Source organism: Bradyrhizobium sp. LA6.8 (assembly GCF_040547935.1).
GTDB lineage: Bacteria > Pseudomonadota > Alphaproteobacteria > Rhizobiales > Xanthobacteraceae > Bradyrhizobium > Bradyrhizobium barranii.
Genome location: NZ_JBEPQQ010000001.1, coordinates 979,979 through 998,109 on the forward strand (window position 1 = coordinate 979,979; position 18,131 = coordinate 998,109).

Below are 18,131 nucleotides of genomic sequence, written 5' to 3' on the forward strand. Positions count from 1 at the left end.
ATGGCCAAGAAGAAGCGCGGCGATGCTCACGGTGGCGGTCACGGCTGGTTCGTGACCTTCGCCGACCTGATGGGCCTGATGATGAGCTTCTTCGTGATGCTCGTGGCGTTCTCGACCCAGGACGCCAACAAGCTGAAGATCGTCGCCGGCTCCATGCGCGACGCATTCGGCGTGCAGAGCGAAGCGCGCTACGCCGGCATCGTCGAGTCCGACGGCCTGCCGACCCGCCCGCGGCTGAAGAACGTCGACCACATCCAGCCCGAGGACGCCTCCAACACGCCGACGCCGGATCAGGAGGACCGCGACCGCACGTCGGGCGCGAAGATCAAGGTCGACCGCAACTTTGCGCTCGCCGCGGCCTCGCTGCGCCAGGCGTTGCAGGACATGCCGGAACTGACCGAGATGTCCAAGCACATCATGTTCGAGGAGACCAAGCAGGGGCTCAACCTGGAGATCGTCGACCAGGATGGCCGCTCGATGTTCGCCGACGGCTCCAAGGTGCCGTATGACCGCACCCGCCGCCTGATCGAGAAGCTCGCGATCCCGCTGAAGGCGACGCCGCTCCGTGTCTCCATCGCCGGCCACACCGCGGCCGGATTCGTGCCGACCCGCAGCGACTATGGCGCCTTCGACCTGTCGGCCGATCGCGCCAATGCCGTGCGTCAGATACTCGAACGCGAGGGCCTGCCGCCGTCCCACATCTTCGCCGTCGCCGGCAAGGCGGACACCCAGCCGCTGTTTCCGGACGATCCCTCGCTCGCGGCCAACCGGCGGGTAACGATCACGCTGATGCGTGAGGATCCGCCGCTGCCGCCGAATTTGAAGCCGTAGAGCGTATCGCGCGAAGCGGCCGCCGGTTTCGCGTGAAGAAAACGCGTCGAACCCGGAATCTCGGGGCCCGCTCCGCTTCCCTTGGAGCGGACGGCTCCAGGCACTTGCGCTACCATCTTACCTGAGGCATGTCGTCGCGCTAACAACGATCGTTGCTGCGCCGTCACAGCATCCGCCCCGGCGGCTGCTATGGTGGTGTGCCGATTGACAGGCGCGCCGGAACGGTCAAAAGGCGCCGGATCAATTCTCGGGAAGAAGCGTTTCTCATCTCACATGACGGCGAGCATCACATCGACCGACGCTCAGGACGGGCCGGTCACGTCGGGTTTCTGGGGCCTGACGCTCGGAAGCATCGGTGTTGTCTTCGGCGATATCGGCACCTCGCCGCTGTACGCATTCCACGAGGCGGTCAGGGGCGCGGCCCATGGCGAGCCGGTCTCGCGGGTCATGGTGCTCGGCGTGCTCTCGCTGATTCTCTGGGCGCTCTTTATCGTCGTCACCGCCAAATACGTCCTGCTCCTGCTGCGCGCCGACAATAACGGGGAGGGCGGCACGCTCTCGCTGATGGCACTCGGCCAGCGCGCGCTCGGGCGGCGAAGCTGGTTTCTGATGGCGCTCGGCGTGGTCGGCGCCTCCATGTTCATCGGCGATTCCATGATCACGCCGGCCATCTCGGTGCTGTCGGCGGTCGAGGGTCTGAAGCTCGTGACCCCCGCCTTCGACCACTATGTCGTACCGCTCACCGTCATCATCCTGGTGTTGCTGTTCGCGGTCCAGAGCAAGGGGACGGCGCTGGTGGCCTCGGCCTTCGGGCCGGTGATGGTGATCTGGTTCACCGTTCTTGCGGTGATGGGTGCCGTGCACATCGCCGACGATCCGTCGGTGCTGGCGGCCATCAATCCCTATTACGCGCTGCAATTCCTGCTGTCGCACGGCACGATCGGTCTGGTCACGCTGGGCGCCGTGTTCCTGGCGGTCACGGGCGGCGAGGCGCTCTACGCCGATCTCGGCCATTTCGGCCGCAAGCCGATCCAATCGGCCTGGATGTTCTTCGTGCTGCCCGCGCTCCTGATCAACTATTTCGGGCAGGGCGCGCTGGTGCTGTCCGACCCCAGCGCGATCGAGCATTCGTTCTATCGCATGGTGCCCGAGAGTCTGGTGCTGCCGCTGGTTGGACTTGCGACCGCGGCAACCGTGATCGCGAGCCAGGCCGTGATCACCGGCGCCTATTCGCTGGTCTATCAGGCGGTGCAGCTTGGCCTCCTGCCGCGCTTCGAGGTGCGCTACACCTCCGAGACCCATGCCGGCCAGATCTATCTGCCGCGTGTGAACCGGCTGCTGCTGATCGGCGTGATGCTGCTGGTGCTGTTGTTCCACACCCCCAGCAATCTGGCTTCGGCCTACGGCATCGCGGTCTCCACCACCATGGTCGCCGACGGCGTCATGGGCTTCGTCGTGATCTGGAAACTGTGGAACTGGCGCGCTGCGACGGCTGCGGCGGTGATCGTGCCCTTCGTCGTGGTCGACATCAGCTTCTTCAGCGCCAATCTGCTCAAGCTGCTCGAGGGCGCCTGGGTGCCGCTGCTGTTCGGCGCAGTCATGGCCGGGACCATCTGGACCTGGCGCAAGGGGACGGGAATTCTGCTCCAGAAGACGCGCCGGATCGAGGTGCCGCTCGACGACCTGATCCGCAGCCTCGAAAAACGCCCGCCGCACATCGTCAAGGGCACCGCGGTGTTCCTGACCAGCGATCCCGCCTTCGTGCCGACCGCGCTGCTGCATAATCTCAAGCACAACAAGGTGCTGCATGAGCACAACGTGGTCCTGACCATCGAGACCGCGCACACGCCGCGGGTCGAGCTGTCCGAGCGGTTCCGCATGGAGAAGATCAGCGACAAGTTCTCCAAGGTCAGGCTGCGCTTCGGCTACATGGAGCAGCCGAACGTGCCGAAAGCGCTGGCGATCGCCCGCAAGCAGGGCTGGCAGTTCGACATCATGTCGACCTCGTTCTTCGTGTCGCGAAGGTCGCTCAAGGCCTCGGCGCAGTCGGGCATGCCGCTGTGGCAGGACCATCTCTTCATCGCGCTGAGCCGGTCCGCCAACGACGCCACCGACTATTTCCAGATTCCGACCGGACGGGTGGTTGAAGTCGGCACCCAAGTCACCATCTGAACGCAATTGGCCAAGTCATGCAAATTTCGCATGGCAAGGGCCCAAAATCGGGCTAGGCTATGCCGGCAGCGCAGGACTATAAGCCGCGCGCTCTTCCGCCGTTGTGCAGTGAAGCATTCTAGAGGCCACTGGGCTCTCCCATGACAAGTGACGTAGCGATTTCCGCCCCGGAAACGGCGGCGGCCAATGGGCATGGCGAAGCCCACACCACCGCCCGTTTCGGTGCGCTGACGCTCGGCAGCATCGGCGTCGTCTACGGCGATATCGGCACCAGCCCGCTCTACGCGTTCCGCGAGGCGGTGATGGCCGCCTCGGGCGCGGAGGGGGTGCCGACGCCGGCGGCTGTGCTTGGCGTGCTCTCGCTGATCCTGTGGGCGCTTATCGTCGTGGTGACGCTCAAATACGTCGTGATCCTGCTCCGCGCCGACAACAATGGTGAGGGCGGCACGCTGGCGCTGATGGCGCTGGCCCAGCGCGCGGTCGGCACCGGCGGCGCGACCATCGTCCTGCTCGGCATCATTTCCGGCGCCCTGTTCTACGGCGACGCCGTGATCACGCCGGCGCTTTCGGTGCTGTCGGCCATCGAAGGCATGAAGGACGTCACCCTGCACTTCGAGCCCTACATCGTTCCGTTGACCGTGATCATCCTGGTCGGCCTGTTCGCCGTGCAGTCGCGTGGTACCGCCCGCGTCGCCGCGTTCTTCGGTCCGGTGATGTGCGTCTGGTTCGCGGTGATCGCGATCGCGGCAATCCACCCGATCATCGAGCAGCCGCAGGTGCTGTTCGCGCTGAACCCGCTCTACGCCGTGTCCTTCATGTTCCACCACGGCATCATTGGTTTCGTGACGCTGGGCGCGGTGTTCCTGGCGGTCACCGGTGCCGAGGCGCTCTATGCCGACCTCGGCCATTTCGGCAAGCGGCCGATCCAGACCGCCTGGCTGTTCATCGTGCTGCCGTCGCTGGCGCTGAACTATCTGGGGCAGGGCGCTCTCGTCCTCGGCGATCCCGGCGCGATCGTGAGCCCGTTCTTCCAACTGTTCCCGCAAGGCCTTTTCCGTGGTTGCATGGTCGTTCTCGCCACCGCCGCGACGGTGATCGCGAGCCAGGCCGTCATCACCGGTGCCTATTCGCTGACGCGCCAGGCGATTCAGCTCGGGTTGCTGCCGCGCTTCGAAATTCGCCATACCTCTGAAGCCCATTCGGGCCAGATCTTCATCCCGCGCATCAACCAGCTTCTGCTGGTCGCGGTGGTGCTGCTGGTGCTGCTGTTCCGTTCCTCCAGCGCGCTGGCATCGGCCTATGGCATCTCGGTCACCGGGACCATGGTGGTCACGGCGATGATGGGCTTCGTCGTGATCTGGAAGGTCTGGAAGTGGTCGCCGTTCGCTGCCGCCGCCCTGATCGTGCCGTTCCTGTTCCTCGACCTGACCTTCCTCGCCGCCAACCTGCTCAAGGTGTTCGAGGGCGGCTGGGTGCCGCTCGCGCTCGGCGCGCTCATGATCATCCTGATGTACACGTGGCGGCGCGGCAGCCGGCTGCTGTTCGAGAAGTCGCGCAAGCTCGAATTCCCGCTCGCCGACCTCGTGGCGATGCTGGAGAAGCGGCCGCCGCAGCGCGTGCCCGGCACCGCAGTGTTCCTGACCTCGGACCCGCTCAGCGCCCCGACCGCGCTGATGCATAGTCTGAAACACTACAAAGTGCTGCACGAGAAGAATGTCATTCTCACCATCGAGACCGCGCAGACCCCGCGGATCGATCCAGCCGAGCGCGTGAGGCTGGAGCAGATCTCACCGACCTTCTCCAAGGTGACGCTGAAGTTCGGCTTCATGGAATCGCCCAATGTGCCGAAGGCGCTGGCGATCGCCCGCAAGCTCGGCTGGCAGTTCGACATCATGTCGACCTCGTTCTTCCTGTCGCGCCGGGCGCTCAAGCCCGCCGCCCATTCCGGCATGCCGCGCTGGCAGGACCGGCTGTTCATCTCGCTCAGCCGCTCCGCCAACGACGCCACCGACTATTTCCAGATCCCTTCCGGCCGCGTGGTCGAGGTCGGCACCCAGGTCACGATCTAGCCCCACCGCCGTCGTCGCCCGGCTTGACCGGGCGATCCAGTACTCCGAGACAGTTGTGGTTGAATCGATAGGCCGCGGCGTACTGGATTCCCCGCCTTCGCGGGGAATGACACCGAGCGCGTGGTGGGATGCGAAGCAGGAGTTTCAGGCATCCTGAAAGCCGCGCTTCAAGTCGCTGCGATTTAGCTTTAACTTGCGGCATGCAGCTCAAGCCTTTGTAGCGCTTGATTTTCGCCTGCCGAGAGGCGAGGTTGCCGCCCGCCGGGATCGCCCCGGCAGGCGGCTCGTGACGTTGGAGGATGATGTGGCAAACCAGGTACAGGATCTGACCCCGGACGAGGTCTCCAAGGGTGTCGCGGAAGGGCGTTATCTGCTCGTCGACGTGCGCGAGCCGAATGAGGTCGACGCCGAGGCCTATCCTTACGGCGTTGTCGTGCCGCTCTCGACCTTCGATCCCAAGGCGATCCCCGATCCCCAGGGCAAGGAGGTCGTGTTCGCCTGCCGCTCGGGCAAGCGCTCGGTGACGGCCTCGCTCGCGGCGCAGGCGGCGGGTCTGCCTTATGACAAGCATCTGGCCGGCGGCATGCTGGGCTGGAAGGCGGCGGGACTTCCCAGCAAGGTCGGTGGCTGACCTCGCGATGACGACCAAGAGCTCCTCGCTGAACAAGGTCTTTGCCGACCTTCCCGTCACCATCTTCGAGGCGATGTCGCAGGCCGCGCGCGACAACAACGCCATCAATCTCGGCCAGGGCTTTCCTGATGATCCCGGGCCTGAGGACATCCGCCGCGCTGCGGCCGATGCCTCGCTGAACGGCTACAACCAGTACCCCTCGATGATGGGCCTGCCGGAGCTGCGCCAGGCGATCGCGACCCATTACGGCCACTGGCACGGCCTCAAGCTCGATCCGATGAGCGAGGTGATGGTGACCTCCGGCGGCACCGAGGCGCTGACCTCGGCGATCCTCGCGGTGGTCCAGCCCGGCGACGAGGTGGTCTGCTTCCAGCCGGTCTATGATTCCTACCTGCCGATCATCCGCCAAGCCGGCGGCATTCCGCGCCTCGTCCGCCTCGAGCCGCCGCACTGGCGGCTGAATGAGGACATGCTGAAAAGCGTCTTCAATTCAAAGACCAAGGCGGTGCTCTTCAACAATCCCCTGAATCCGTCCGCAGTGGTCTATCCGCGCGAGGACCTCGAGCTGCTCGCCCGCTACTGCCAGGAGTTCGACGTCATCGCGATCTGCGACGAGGTCTGGGAGCACGTCACCTTCGACGAGCACAAGCACATCCCGCTGATCACCATTCCCGGCATGCGCGACCGCACCATCAAGGTCGGCTCGGCCGGAAAGATTTTCTCGCTGACCGGCTGGAAGATCGGCTTCGTCTGCGCCGCGCCGCCGCTGCTGCGGGTGGCCGCCAAGGTGCACCAGTTCCTGACCTTCACCACCGCACCGAACCTCCAGGCCGCCGTCGCCTATGGGCTCGGCAAGTCCGACGACTACTTCCTGTCGATGCGCAAGGATTTGACGCGGAGCAGGGACCGCCTGACCAGGGGACTGGAGAGCCTCGGCTTCCCCGTGCTGAAGTCGCAGGGCACCTACTTCCTCACCGTCGACCTGTCGCCGCTCGGGCTCAACGAGAGCGACACCGAGTTCTGCTGGCGGATCGTGAAAGACTACAAGGTCGCGGCGATCCCGGTGTCGGCCTTCTACGAGCAGGACGCGGTGACTTCCGTGGTGCGCTTCTGCTTTGCCAAGAAGGACGAGACGCTCGACACCGCGCTGGAGCGGCTGTCGGACGCGGTGCGCGGGCGCAAGAGGTAGGAAAGATGACGAACGTCGGCCGCCCCGGGCTTTGCCTTGGTTTTGCAATCGCCGCGGCGCTGACGTTGCTTTCCGCCCCCGCAGGGGCCGAGGAGCGGGTCGTCAACTTCTACAACTGGTCGAACTACATGGCGCCTGACGTCCTTGAGGCCTTCACCAAGGAGACCGGCATCAAGGTGGTCTATGACACCTTCGACGCCAACGAGACGCTGGAGACGCGCCTGATGGCCGGCAAGTCCGGCTACGACGTCGTGGTGCCCACGGCCTATTTCCTCCAGCGCCAGATCAAGGCCAACATCTTCCAGAAGCTCGACAAGTCGAAGCTGCCGAACCTCTCCAATGCCTGGCCGGTGGTGACCGAGCGCCTTGGCATTTACGACCCCGGCAATGTTTACGCCGCCAACTACATGTGGGGCACGACGGGCATCGGCTACAACGTCGCCAAGGTGAAGCAGATTCTCGGGCCCGACGCGAAGATCGACAGCTGGGACATCGTCTTCAAGCCGGAAAATTTGGCGAAGTTTAGAGATTGCGGCGTCCACATGCTCGACTCCGCCGACGACATTTTTCCGGCGGCGCTGAACTATCTCGGGCTCGATCCGAATTCGACCAGGCAGGCCGACCTCGAGAAGGCCGCCGAAATCGTCGCCAAGGTCCGACCGTCCGTGCGCAAGTTTCACTCGTCCGAATATCTCAGCGCGCTCGCGACCGGCGAGATCTGCTTCGTGGTCGGCTGGTCCGGCGACATCATGCAGGCCCGCGCCCGCGCGGCGGAGGCCAAGAAAGACAACAGCAGCGGCATCGAGATCGGCTACGCCATCCCGAAGGAGGGCGCGCAGATGTTCTTCGACAATCTCGCGATCCCCGCGGACGCCAAGAACGTCAAGGAAGCCTACGAGCTGATCAACTATCTCTACCGTCCTGATGTCGCCGCCAAGAATTCGGACTTCCTGTCCTACGCCAACGGCAACCTCGCCAGCCAGAAGCTGGTCGAACCGAAGATCCTGAACGACAAGAACATCTATCCGGACGAGGCGACGCTGGCAAAACTGTTCGTCATCACGGCGCGCGAGCCTGCGACGCAGCGGATCATCAACCGGCTGTGGACAAAGGTGAAGACGGGAAGGTGAGGGGCGCTCGGGCCCACGCCCGCGTTGTGCGACGTTCCTCACACCAGCCCTGCTGCCGCGCGCACAGCACGCAGCGCGAGGCGCGCGGCCAGTTCGAGCTTGATCTCGCTCCCCGGGCGGGCCGGTACCTTGCCGAGCTCGTTTGCGATGATCGTTCCGATCTGCGCGTCGTCGGGAGCGATGCCCGTCAGCGCCTGCTCGACGCCGGTGAAACGCCACGGCCGATGCGCCAGGCCGCCGAGCGCGAGGCGGGCCGTCGAGATGCGTCCGTGATCGAGCGTCAAGGCGGCCGAAGCTGACAACAGCGCGAACTCGTAGGATGCACGGTCGCGCAATTTGAGGAAGACCGAGGAGGAGGCCGCGGCCGCCGCCGGCACCTCGACCGCCACGATCAATTCATCGTCCCGCAAATCCGTATCGCGCTCCGGCGTGGTTCCGGGCAGGCGGATGAAGTCGACGACCGGAACGGTGCGCGCCGCTGCGGCGCTGCGCAAATGCACGCGCGCATCGAGCGCCGCCAGCGCGACCGCAACGTCGGAAGGGTGCGTGGCGATACAGGCCTCGCTGGCGCCGAATATCGCGAAGTCGCGGACCTGCCCGGCGTCGACGGCCGCGCAGCCGCTTCCTGTCGCGCGTTTGTTGCATTTCGCGTCGATATCGCCGTTCCGGAAGTAGCCGCAACGCGTGCGCTGCATCAGGTTGCCGCCGATCGTAGCCATGTTGCGGATCTGGGGCGACGCGCTTTCGAGGAGCGCCTGGGTGATCGCGGGAAAGTCCCTGACGACTGCCTCGTGGATGGCGATGTCGCTGAGCCGCGCGAGCGCGCCGATCGCGAGTCCGTCTGGCTTGACGTCGATGCGGGCCAGCTCTCCGAGCCCGTTGAGATCGAAGATGCGCTGCGGATGGTAGATTCCTTCGCGCATCAGGTTCAAGAGCTCGGTGCCGCCGGCGATCGGCCGGGCATCAGGTGCGTGCGCAGCCGCGATCGCCTGGGCAAGATCCGCCGGACGTGAAAATTCGAACGGCTGCATGGCTCACCCCTGGCTCTCGGCAACCGAACGAATGGCCTTCACGATGTTCGGGTACGCGCCGCAGCGGCACAGATTGCCGCTCATGAAGTGCCGCACCGTCATATCGTCGCCCGCGCGACCTTCGGCGAGGCAAGCGACGGCCGACATGATCTGTCCCGGCGTGCAGAATCCGCACTGAAACGCATCGTGTTCGACGAAGGCGCGCTGCATCGCATGCATGCTACCGTCCGGCTGGACGAGGCCCTCGATTGTGACCACGTCCTTGCCGTCGACGAAGGCCGCAAGTGTCATGCAGGCGAGAATTCTGCGCCCTTCCATGTGCACCGTGCACGCCCCGCATTCGCCCCGGTTGCAGCCGATCTTGGTGCCGGTGAGACCCAGATGATCGCGCAGCAGGTCGGCCAGCGTGATGCGCGCATCCACCTCGAGCTGCTGCGCGCTGCCGTTGAGACGAAATGCGATGCTGACGGTCATGGCGCCACTCCCTCGGCCCCCAACAGCTCATCGATCCGGATCGGCAGGGCGCGTCCGCGCACGCCCGTGGCATGATACACCGCGTTGGTGACTGCGGCGGCCGCGCCGACGATGCCCAGTTCTCCGACGCCCTTGGTGCCGAGCGGATTGGCACTGAGGTCGGTCTCGTCGATCAGCAGGACCTCGATCGCGGGAATGTCGGCACTGGTCGGCACCAGATAGCCCGCCAGGCTGGTGTTGAGGAATCCCCCGATCTTCGGATCGACCACGGTCTGCTCCAGCAGCGCCATGCCGATGCCGCCGACGATGCCACCCATCAGCTGACTTCTCGCGATCAGGGGATTCACGATGTGCCCGGCCGCAAAGGCGCTCACCACGCGTGTCACGCGCGGGACCGGAAGCGCCGGATCGACCTTGACCTCGATGAAATGCGCGCCGAACGAAAGCATCGGCGCTTGCGTGGAAACCGGCGCCGCATTGGCGGTCGCATCCAGGCTCGCCTGGCCGCTCGCGGCCATGACGTCGGCGAATGTCATACTGGTGCCCGGCGCCTCGCGCAGGAACACGCGATTGTCCGCGAGATCGATCTTCCCGGCCGGTACGCCGTGAAGGGGTGATCCCGTCGCCGCCGTTGCGGCCGCAATCAGCTTGTTGCGGAGCGTCTTGCCGGCGGCGAGCACGGCCGATCCGACGCTCGCCAACGTGCGCGAACCTCCGGAGACGGTGGTGCGCGGCAATTGCGTGTCGCCGAGTTCGACCTGGATCCGGTCGACGGTTGCGCCGATCGCGTCGGCGGCGATCTGCGCAAGCGCGGTATAGGTTCCGGCGCCCATCTCGTGGGTTCCGCTTTGCACCCTGACTTGTCCAGCGCCATCGAGCGCGATCCGCGCGGAGGCCGCCGAGCGGTTCACCGGATAGGCCGCGCTCGCCACGCCCCAACCGACAAGCAGGCCGGTCTCGTCGCGCATCGAGCGCGGCTCCGCCTTGCGCGCTGCCCAGCCGAACTTTTCGCTGGCAGCGGTGTAGCAGAGTTTCAGCGACTTGGACGACCAGGCCTTCCCGCTGACCGGATCGCGCTCCGCATAGTTCTTCAACCGCAGCGCAAGGGGGTCCATTCCCAATCGGGCCGCCAGCTCATCCATCGCGGATTCGACGGCGAAGAAGCCCGTCGCCTCGCCGGGCGCGCGCATCGTGGTCGGGGTCGGCAGATCGAGCTTGATCAGTTTCCTGCTGACCTTGCCGCTCGGGCAGCTGTAGATCATGCGGGTCTTGGCCGTCGCGGGCTCGACGAAGTCGTCGTTGGCCGACGTGGTGGTGATTGCGTTGTGCTCGAAGGCCGTCAATTGTCCGTCGGCGTGCGCCGTCAGGCGGACCTTTTGCTCGGTCTGCGGACGATGGCCGTTCATCGTGAACATCTGACGCCGGGTCAGCGCGAGCTTGACCGGGCGTCCGACCAGTCTGGATGCGATGGCGGCGAGCAGGACATGGGGCCATGTCAGGCGCTTCGCCCCGAACGAGCCGCCGACAAATCTCGACACGACGCGAATCTTCGCTGCGGGAAGCTGGAGGACCGTCGACAACATCTTCTGCACGCCGGTCAGCCATTGCGTGGCATCGAAGATCTGTAGCTCATCGCCGACCCACATTGCCGTCGTCGCCGCCGGCTCGATCGGGTTGTGATGCTCGAACGGCGTCGTATAGACGGCTTCGATGGTGACGTCGCCGGTGGCCGCGTCGTTAGCCGTCGCCCACGCGAAATTGTGGCCGTCGGCGGTCACGGACACGGATTGCATGTGCTCGGCAGGCTGCAGCGTCGCGTCCGCGGGCGCATAGCTCACAACAAGCAAAGCGAGGGCGGCTTCGGCCGCTTCACGGCTTTCCGCGACGACGACCGCAACCGGCTGACCCAGATGATCGATCTGGTCGTCCTGAAGCGGCAGCCGCCGCTGGCCCGCGGAGTCCGGCGGCGGGTCCGGCAACGCCATCGGCGGACGGTTACGGCTGGTGATCACCGCCAGTACGCCGGCCGAGGCGCGCGCTGCATCATCGTCGATGGCGAGGATGCGCCCCTTCGCGATGCGGCTTCCCAGGAGCGCGGCAAAGGCCAGTTGCGCCGGTCGCGCATCGGCGGAATAGGTGGCGCTGCCGGTCACCTTCGCGGGACCATCAACGCGCGGCACTTCCTGTCCGATCGCAGCCATGGCGTTCCTCCGCCGCGAGGCTAGCGACACTTCGATGCAGTTTCAATCCTCGCTTGTAGCGCATTGCGGATTAGCGCTAAGGTGGGAGCGGCCTGATACGTAGGGGAGGCGAGATGGCTGAGGATCTGGACTACCGCAAAGAAATCGCGCGCGAATTGTTGTCGTCGGGAATTGAAGCGGGCGATCTGGAGAACCAGCCGGATCCCGCAATGCTGGCAGCCTCGGCCGCGCTGGCCGCGGATCTCGGAATACCGTTTCCGGTGGGGCTTACTCCGACGCCGGTCGCGATCAATCCCCCTCCCGATCTCAATGCGGCGCTGCCGACGGCCGATGTTGTCGTCGTCACCTGGACGGTGGACGAGCAGATGGCCCTCTGCGACGTGCTCACGCCGAAGGTCACGCGGGATCATTGGTATCGTTATGCCCGCAACTTCGCCGCGTACGAGCCGAAGATCCGGCCTCACGCGCCGGCGCGCAATGCGAAGCGGCTCGGCAGCTACTACCTGACGACCATCGGCAGCAAGCGCGTGCTTTGCATCAAGTCCGAGTTGCATCTGAACCAGGACGGCGTGCAGGATCCTCCGGTTGGGGCCCCGCACAATGCGTCGCTTCCGGTCAAGGATTTCTTTCATCAGATCCTGGACGAAGCAAAACCGTCGCTGATCATCACGACGGGCACGGCGGGCGGAGTGTTCGCCGAGCACGATCTCGGCGACGTCGTCGTGACCCGCGGGGCGAAGTTTCGCCTGCAGCAGGAATTTCGCGATGCGCCGTTCAACGACAAGACCTACCAGTCGAATTGGGCGGTCGGCACCGCGCATTTCTCCAAGGCCGTCGAATTGATGCGCCGCTTCAAGACGCGGATTTCGGAGCCCGAATTCCTTCCACCGACCGTCAATTTCGCGCCGCTCGACCATATTCCAAAGCCGATCCGTGAGAACGATCCGGATATCAAGCTGGACGGTATCGACATGCCGGCGTTCCATCCGATCCTGACCACCGACTATTTCGAGTTCGGTACGTCCACCAACCGCCTCGACCAGATCGGCTGCGCGGTCGAGATGGGCGATGCCGTGCTGGGCCTGACGATGGAGGAGCGCAAGGCTGCGGGCAAATCGACACCCAATTGGCTGGTGATACGCAACTGCTCCGATCCGCAAATCAACGGTGCATTGCGCAACCGGCCGGCGAAGCAAAGCCTGCAGATCATGTGGGCGGTCTACTACTACAAGGGGTTCGGCTACTGGACCACGGTCAACAGTGCGCTTGCGACCTGGGCGGTGATCGCCGGACTGCCCTGAAGCGGAGGGTGGACGTGGACACCCAGATTCCGACCGAAGTCGAACTTGCGTTCGAACTGATGCCTTGTCAGGCGGAACGAGTGGCGCAGAATCCGGGCGCAGCCGCGCATCCGTGCTCGTATTTCCGCAAGTGGGGTACCTACCACAGCTTCGACTACGAAAGCGCGGGGCCGCCCAAGCCGGGCATCAGCGCCGCGGCTGAATATGTCGGGCGTGCACCGCTCGTGCCGGAAATGCTGAGCGGGTGTCGGAAGGCTCCGATGCTGGCAGTCGGCATCAATCCCAACCTGCCGGGGTGGTGGCCGAATCTGCGTGGCTCGCTCAACCCCTTGTTCGACGACTATCGGCAATACGCACATTATTTCCGGTACCGTCGCATGGCCAAGCCGGAGCTCACGTCACAGGACTATGCGAGTTTCGGCGGAACGTCGGCCGATGCGCCGCCGGGCTCCAGCTTCGCGCTGAACGTGCCGACCGATACGGAGGGACACAAAACGGTCACCCTGCACTGGCGCGATCAGCAGATGTACCGTCAGTATCAGGGGCTGCTTGATGCTCTTGCCGGCGGCATGTCGTGGCCGCCCAATCGTCTCACGGTCGGTGAAGACCTGTCCTACGGCAACATGGTGGCCTGTCCGTCCGCCAAATGGACGACGCAAGCGGATCAGGATCAGCCGACGCTGCCGCCGATGAGCGAGGCCGAGCGGCGCGGCATCGTTGGGGAGTGCTTTTCCGGCCGGCGCTACTTTCTGCGTCAGCTGTTTCAGAGCTTGCCGAGCGTGATCCTGGTGTTCAGCCAGAATACGGCCAGCACGTTCATCGGTGCGCTCCAGGGCCGCTTCTCGCAAGGAGATCCCAAACCCAGCGACAGCATTGCGGTGCTGATGGAGCGCGAGGTCGTGCTGCATTTCGGCGACCTGCCCGACGGCACCACGCTTGACGCGCGAGTTCTGTTCGGGCCGCATCCGACCGGAAATCCCGGCGCATGGGAGCAGGCAAAGTTGAAGGTGGTCGGGCAACTCGTGCAATGCGCACATGGTGGCCGGCTGCGGCTCAACAGCACGACGGGCCGGCTCGCTCGCCCATTGGGTTCGTGCGTGTTCTGTCCGATGCTGGGCATCGGTCCCTGCGACTACCTTGCGGAGCTCAAACCCATTGCCAAGCCGCCGGTCCTCACCGCTGACAGGGTGCCCGGCCTTGGCGAAGACAAGGCGGCGCAGACCGAACTGCTCAAGCACTTTATCGAGCACCTCAATCCGGCGGCGGACGCCTGGGCTGCGTCCGACGACACCGAGAGCGGTCCACCGGCGGTATGACCGGGCGCGCGCATATTTTCTTCGGCGAGGCCGAGGAAGGCCGCCTGTCCGAGGCCCTGCGGGATATCCCATCTGACCGGCTGGCCTGGTTCAAAGGCTATGTGGAGGCCGACATTGGGCCCGAGCGGGCCGCGGCCTTGCGCGCGCAGGGCTTCGACGTCGCGACTGACGAGGCACAGCCGGCCGCGGCGAACACCGTGCAGGCGACCGCCGTCGCGACCGCATCGGCACGCGCCCAGGCGCAGTTCACGCGGCCGAGCAAGCGCAACGATCCGCAGCTGATGGCGCGTTTCGCAAAAATGTCCGCCGGGGTCACCGATCGGCAGAATACGACCTGCTATCGCTTCGCGCTCGACGGGCCGCTGACGCAGGAGCGGCGTCAGCAGCTTGCGCAGTTGGATGTGCGGATCCTGAATTATCGTCGCGGCTTTTATCAGGTCTATCTGGACGACATGCAGCGAGCGAAGCTCGAGGGCCTGCCATTTGTCACCACGGTCCGCCGATACGACCTGCTGGATTCGGTCAGCACCGGCTTGCTCACGCTTCTCCAATCGCGCGATGGTGCCGCAGCCACAGGGCGCGGATCGGATGACGGGCCGGGACGTTTCGATGCGCTGACGCACGAGGCGAGCGAGGCGCAGGGACTCGCTGAGACGCTCCGTCGCGACTTTGGACTTCATGTTCTCGGTACCGGTGAGTGCCTCGTGCGGTTTGAGGCCGCGTTCAATGACGATTTGCTCGCGCGTATCGCCGGACTGCCGCAGGTGCGGATGCTCACGCCGTCGCCCGAGGCAAGGCTGGCCTGCGATCGTCTACGCGGACTGATCGGCGTCGACCGGCTGGGTCCGGACGCCGACAGCGTCGGTCGGGCCTGGACCGGCGCGGGCGAGCTGGTCGCCGTGCTCGACAGCGGCATCAAGCCAGATCATCCGGATTTCGGCGGACCGCCCGGCACTATAGGGACGCGCCTTCGCGACCTGGTCAGCTATGATGGCTGCTCCGAAATCGATATCGACGGGCACGGCACGCATGTCGCGGGGATCATCGCCGGGACGGGCGCGGCGTCGAACGGCGAGATCCGCGGCATTGCGCCGGGCGCCGAACTCGTCGTGATCGGCATCGTCCGTGACAACGGCGCGCTCGCCTTGCCCGTCGAGCTTGCCGATCTGCTCGCCGAGGCCAGGCAGCGCGGCGCGAGCATCGTCAATTGCAGCTGGGCAAAGCCTCTCGGCTCGACCTACGATACCGGCTCGTTGTCGTTCGATCGTTTCGTGCACGAGCATCCCGAAACGCTCGTCGTCGTCGCGGCCGGGAACGAGGCGACGGCAAGCAATGGACAGCGCAGTTTCTGGAACGTCGGATCCCCGGCGACCGCCAAGAATGTGCTCACGGTGGGCGCCTGTGGCACCGATCGCACGAACTTCACCAAGACCTGGGCCGAGTATGATTCCGTGCGCTTTCCGCTGCCGGCGGGTTCGCATCCGCTCGCGCCGGCAACCGATGAGGTCGCGCTCCTCAGCAGTGCCGGACCGACCGACAATGACGGCGTGAAGCCGGACCTCGTTGCACCCGGCACCTACATTCTTTCCACCCGTATCGACGCTCCCAATGCCTTCCGCCGATGGGAAGAGACCGCCATCCACGGCAACCACTACATCTATTTGCAGGGGACCAGCATGGCGGCGCCGGCGGTGACGGGAGCCGCGGCGGTGCTCAGACAATATCTGCGCGAGCGGCATCAGATCGCCCATCCGTCGGCCGCGTTGATGAAGGCGCTCCTGATCACGGCGACCAGGCCGATCGCGCCCTGCGAACGCCCCGGGGCTCCCGAAATCGGCTATCCTGACTTCGATCAGGGTTTTGGGCGGCTCGACCTCCGTACGATCGTGCCGGGACCGGAGCTGCCGGCCGGCCGGACGATCGCGATGATCGAAGTTGCGAACGAGGCGGGCGATGCCCTCGAGAGCGGACTTGCCCTCGGCGCTCCGGGCTTCAGCGTGCACCGCTACCGGATGCGTCTGGCGGCAGAGGCGGCCGGTGACCTGGTGGTGACGCTATGTTGGACCGATGCGCCCGGCAACGGCGTGCAGAACGATCTCCAGCTCGCGCTGCTGAAACCGAATGGCGAGCAGATCGTCGGAAACCCGGACCACCGCTACGGCCGCGGGTTTGCGCCGCCGGATAGCGGCGCAGGTGGCGCAATCACCGATCGTCGCAATACGGTCGAGCAGATCCGGCTGCGCACGCCGGAAGCCGGGAGCTACACCGTCCGCGTCTGGGCCCGCAACACGGTCTATCCGCGCCAGGGCTATGGGCTGGTGGTTTGCGGCGCGATCGCGGAAGCGCCGAGCCGAATGAACTGAACGCGCCCGCCGCGATGGCAACAGCCCCGTCGAAGCCGCCGAGTGCGTCGCTTCGCTATCGCCTCCGGTGCTGCCACCGGATATTCCCTGGATGTCGATATTGCCGTCGGCATCGCGTACGCCGTGGATCTGGCATTCGACCGGGCGGATCAGGCGCGTCAGCGGCGGATTGGCCCGGCGCGCGGGGCGCGCGGAGCCTGCCTACCACTCATAAAGCGCACCGTGCCCTTGCCGGTGTACGTCTGCGTGCTGCGGGAGAACTCGCCTTCGACCGTGCCCGCGAGCGAGAGGCCGTTTCGCCATTTCATCTCGGCCCGGCCACCGACGAGAGCGGAGTCGGCTGCCGGTCGCGCACCGCTGACGGTGAAGGCGGCCCCGGGAAGCATCTGGAAGGCGGCGCTGATGAGGCGGACGCGCAGCTTGCGCAGGCCCGGCTCGCTGCGGGCGTCGGCCATGTGCTTGCGCGCCGCCTGAACGAAATCCTGGAGCCGAGCACGTCGTCCTCCGCGCGCCGCAGATCGTCGGCCGGCGGCGACAGGGTGGCGGTCGAGCAGGCGCTCGCCTCGATCAACCAGACCACGCGGGAGCGTTTTGGCGCGGCGCAGGCCATGCTGCAAAAAGCGCTCGCCGACGACCCCGACAATCTCGACGTCGCGGTCGCGCTCGCCTCGCTGCAGATGCGAGGCATCCAGATGATCTGGTTCAGCCCCGAGGAGGCGGCCGCGGTCGAGGCGAGGGCCACTGCGACGCTGGAGCAGGCGCTGAGGTCGAAGCCGAATTCGATTGCGGTGGCCGAGGCCTATTGCCGCTTCCTCAGCGCCACCAACCATTTCGTGGAAAGTCTCGTCACCTGCGCCAGGGCCTTGAGCTTCGATCCGTGGAACGGGTCTGCGCTCTATCTGATCGGCCTCGGCCAGATCTACCTCGGCCGCTTCGACGATGCGCTCGCGACATTCCAGCAAGCCGGTCGCTACGACACGCCGCCGGCCTCGCGCTGGACCTGGCTGCTCGGCGCAGGCATGACGCATGTCCTGATGGGGCGCTACGAGGGGGCATTGCCTTGGCTGCAGCGTTCGATCGCCATCACGCCGGGGACCGGCCGCTCGCATTTTATGCTTGCCGCGGCCTACCAGAGATCGGGCCGGTTCGAGGAGGCGAGGGCAGCGATCGCGGAGGGACTGAGGCTGCGGCCCGGCACGACGAGGCTCAGCGTCTGGCCGCCGATGAAGAACGCAAGTCCGGTTTGCATCGCAGCCTGGGAGCGCGTCGTTCAGGCCGAGGTCGACGCGGGGTTGCCCGAGCAGTGAACGCGCGCGGTGCCGATCTGCGGCCGGTCTTCTCAGATTGCGCATACAACCTGACGTCGTTGCGATGGTATCCGGATGTGTCCTCGGGGTGACAGCGTCCGGCGCGGTTCCGATGT

14 protein-coding genes are annotated in these 18,131 nt (G+C 65.5%); 10 read left to right on the plus strand and 4 right to left on the minus strand.

The window, feature by feature from the left end; translation table 11 throughout:
- From ABIA90_RS04230 to ABIA90_RS04255, 6 genes are all read left to right on the plus strand, one after another.
- A complete protein-coding gene (locus ABIA90_RS04230; RefSeq protein WP_014496126.1) occupies positions 1-831 on the plus strand; it encodes an OmpA/MotB family protein in 831 nt (276 codons plus the stop codon).
- A 273-nt stretch (positions 832-1,104) separates the two neighbouring features.
- Positions 1,105-3,003 carry a potassium transporter Kup gene (locus ABIA90_RS04235; RefSeq protein ID WP_085404824.1) on the plus strand — a complete coding sequence of 633 codons (1,899 nt, stop codon included), beginning with the start codon at positions 1,105-1,107 and terminating at the stop codon, positions 3,001-3,003.
- 140 nt (positions 3,004-3,143) lie between these two features.
- On the plus strand, positions 3,144-5,072 hold the full coding sequence (locus tag ABIA90_RS04240) for a potassium transporter Kup (RefSeq protein WP_354117396.1): 1,929 nt from the start codon (positions 3,144-3,146) through the stop codon (positions 5,070-5,072).
- Positions 5,073-5,376: 304 nt separating this feature from the next.
- Positions 5,377-5,703 (plus strand): rhodanese-like domain-containing protein, encoded by a 327-nt coding sequence (locus tag ABIA90_RS04245; protein WP_028170872.1) that lies wholly within the window; start codon positions 5,377-5,379, stop codon positions 5,701-5,703.
- Between the two features lie 7 nt (positions 5,704-5,710).
- On the plus strand, positions 5,711-6,892 hold the full coding sequence (locus tag ABIA90_RS04250; RefSeq protein WP_038932055.1) for an aminotransferase: 1,182 nt from the start codon (positions 5,711-5,713) through the stop codon (positions 6,890-6,892).
- A gap of 5 nt (positions 6,893-6,897) precedes the next feature.
- Complete coding sequence (locus ABIA90_RS04255; protein WP_354117397.1) at positions 6,898-8,022, plus strand: polyamine ABC transporter substrate-binding protein; 1,125 nt, start codon at positions 6,898-6,900, stop codon at positions 8,020-8,022.
- 38 nt (positions 8,023-8,060) lie between these two features.
- Here ABIA90_RS04255 and ABIA90_RS04260 read toward each other — a convergent pair whose 3' ends face one another.
- The 3 genes from ABIA90_RS04260 to ABIA90_RS04270 are packed head-to-tail and all read right to left on the minus strand — an operon-like array spanning position 8,061 to position 11,728.
- Positions 8,061-9,053, minus strand: coding sequence for an FAD binding domain-containing protein (locus ABIA90_RS04260; RefSeq protein WP_354117398.1), 993 nt, complete (start codon positions 9,051-9,053; stop codon positions 8,061-8,063).
- Between the two features lie 3 nt (positions 9,054-9,056).
- Entirely contained in the window at positions 9,057-9,527 is a 471-nt protein-coding gene (locus ABIA90_RS04265) for a (2Fe-2S)-binding protein (RefSeq protein WP_354117399.1), read from the minus strand.
- The gene (locus tag ABIA90_RS04270; RefSeq protein WP_354117400.1) at positions 9,524-11,728 is read right to left on the minus strand and encodes a xanthine dehydrogenase family protein molybdopterin-binding subunit; all 2,205 of its coding nucleotides are present in this window, start codon (positions 11,726-11,728) and stop codon (positions 9,524-9,526) included. Before ABIA90_RS04270 ends, ABIA90_RS04265 begins: the two co-directional genes overlap by 4 nt.
- A gap of 113 nt (positions 11,729-11,841) precedes the next feature.
- On the opposite strand from ABIA90_RS04270, the gene ABIA90_RS04275 reads away from it, so the two are divergent.
- From ABIA90_RS04275 to ABIA90_RS04285, 3 genes are read left to right on the plus strand one after another with little or no spacing between them, the layout of a single operon-like run.
- On the plus strand, positions 11,842-13,029 hold the full coding sequence (locus ABIA90_RS04275) for a phosphorylase family protein (RefSeq protein ID WP_354117401.1): 1,188 nt from the start codon (positions 11,842-11,844) through the stop codon (positions 13,027-13,029).
- A 14-nt stretch (positions 13,030-13,043) separates the two neighbouring features.
- On the plus strand, positions 13,044-14,345 hold the full coding sequence (locus ABIA90_RS04280) for a hypothetical protein (protein ID WP_354117402.1): 1,302 nt from the start codon (positions 13,044-13,046) through the stop codon (positions 14,343-14,345).
- Positions 14,342-16,708, plus strand: a complete 2,367-nt coding sequence (locus tag ABIA90_RS04285; RefSeq protein ID WP_354117403.1) for a S8 family serine peptidase — start codon at positions 14,342-14,344, stop codon at positions 16,706-16,708. The genes ABIA90_RS04280 and ABIA90_RS04285 overlap by 4 nt, the downstream gene beginning before the upstream one ends.
- Positions 16,709-16,866: 158 nt before the next feature.
- On the opposite strand, the gene ABIA90_RS04290 is transcribed toward ABIA90_RS04285, so the two are convergent.
- Positions 16,867-17,163: a hypothetical protein gene (locus tag ABIA90_RS04290; RefSeq protein ID WP_354117404.1), complete on the minus strand. Its 297-nt coding sequence runs from the start codon at positions 17,161-17,163 to the stop codon at positions 16,867-16,869.
- Here ABIA90_RS04290 and ABIA90_RS04295 point away from each other — a divergent pair, their 5' ends adjacent.
- Positions 17,164-18,015 carry a tetratricopeptide repeat protein gene (locus tag ABIA90_RS04295; RefSeq protein WP_354117405.1) on the plus strand — a complete coding sequence of 284 codons (852 nt, stop codon included), beginning with the start codon at positions 17,164-17,166 and terminating at the stop codon, positions 18,013-18,015.
- Positions 18,016-18,131: the final 116 nt, after the last annotated feature.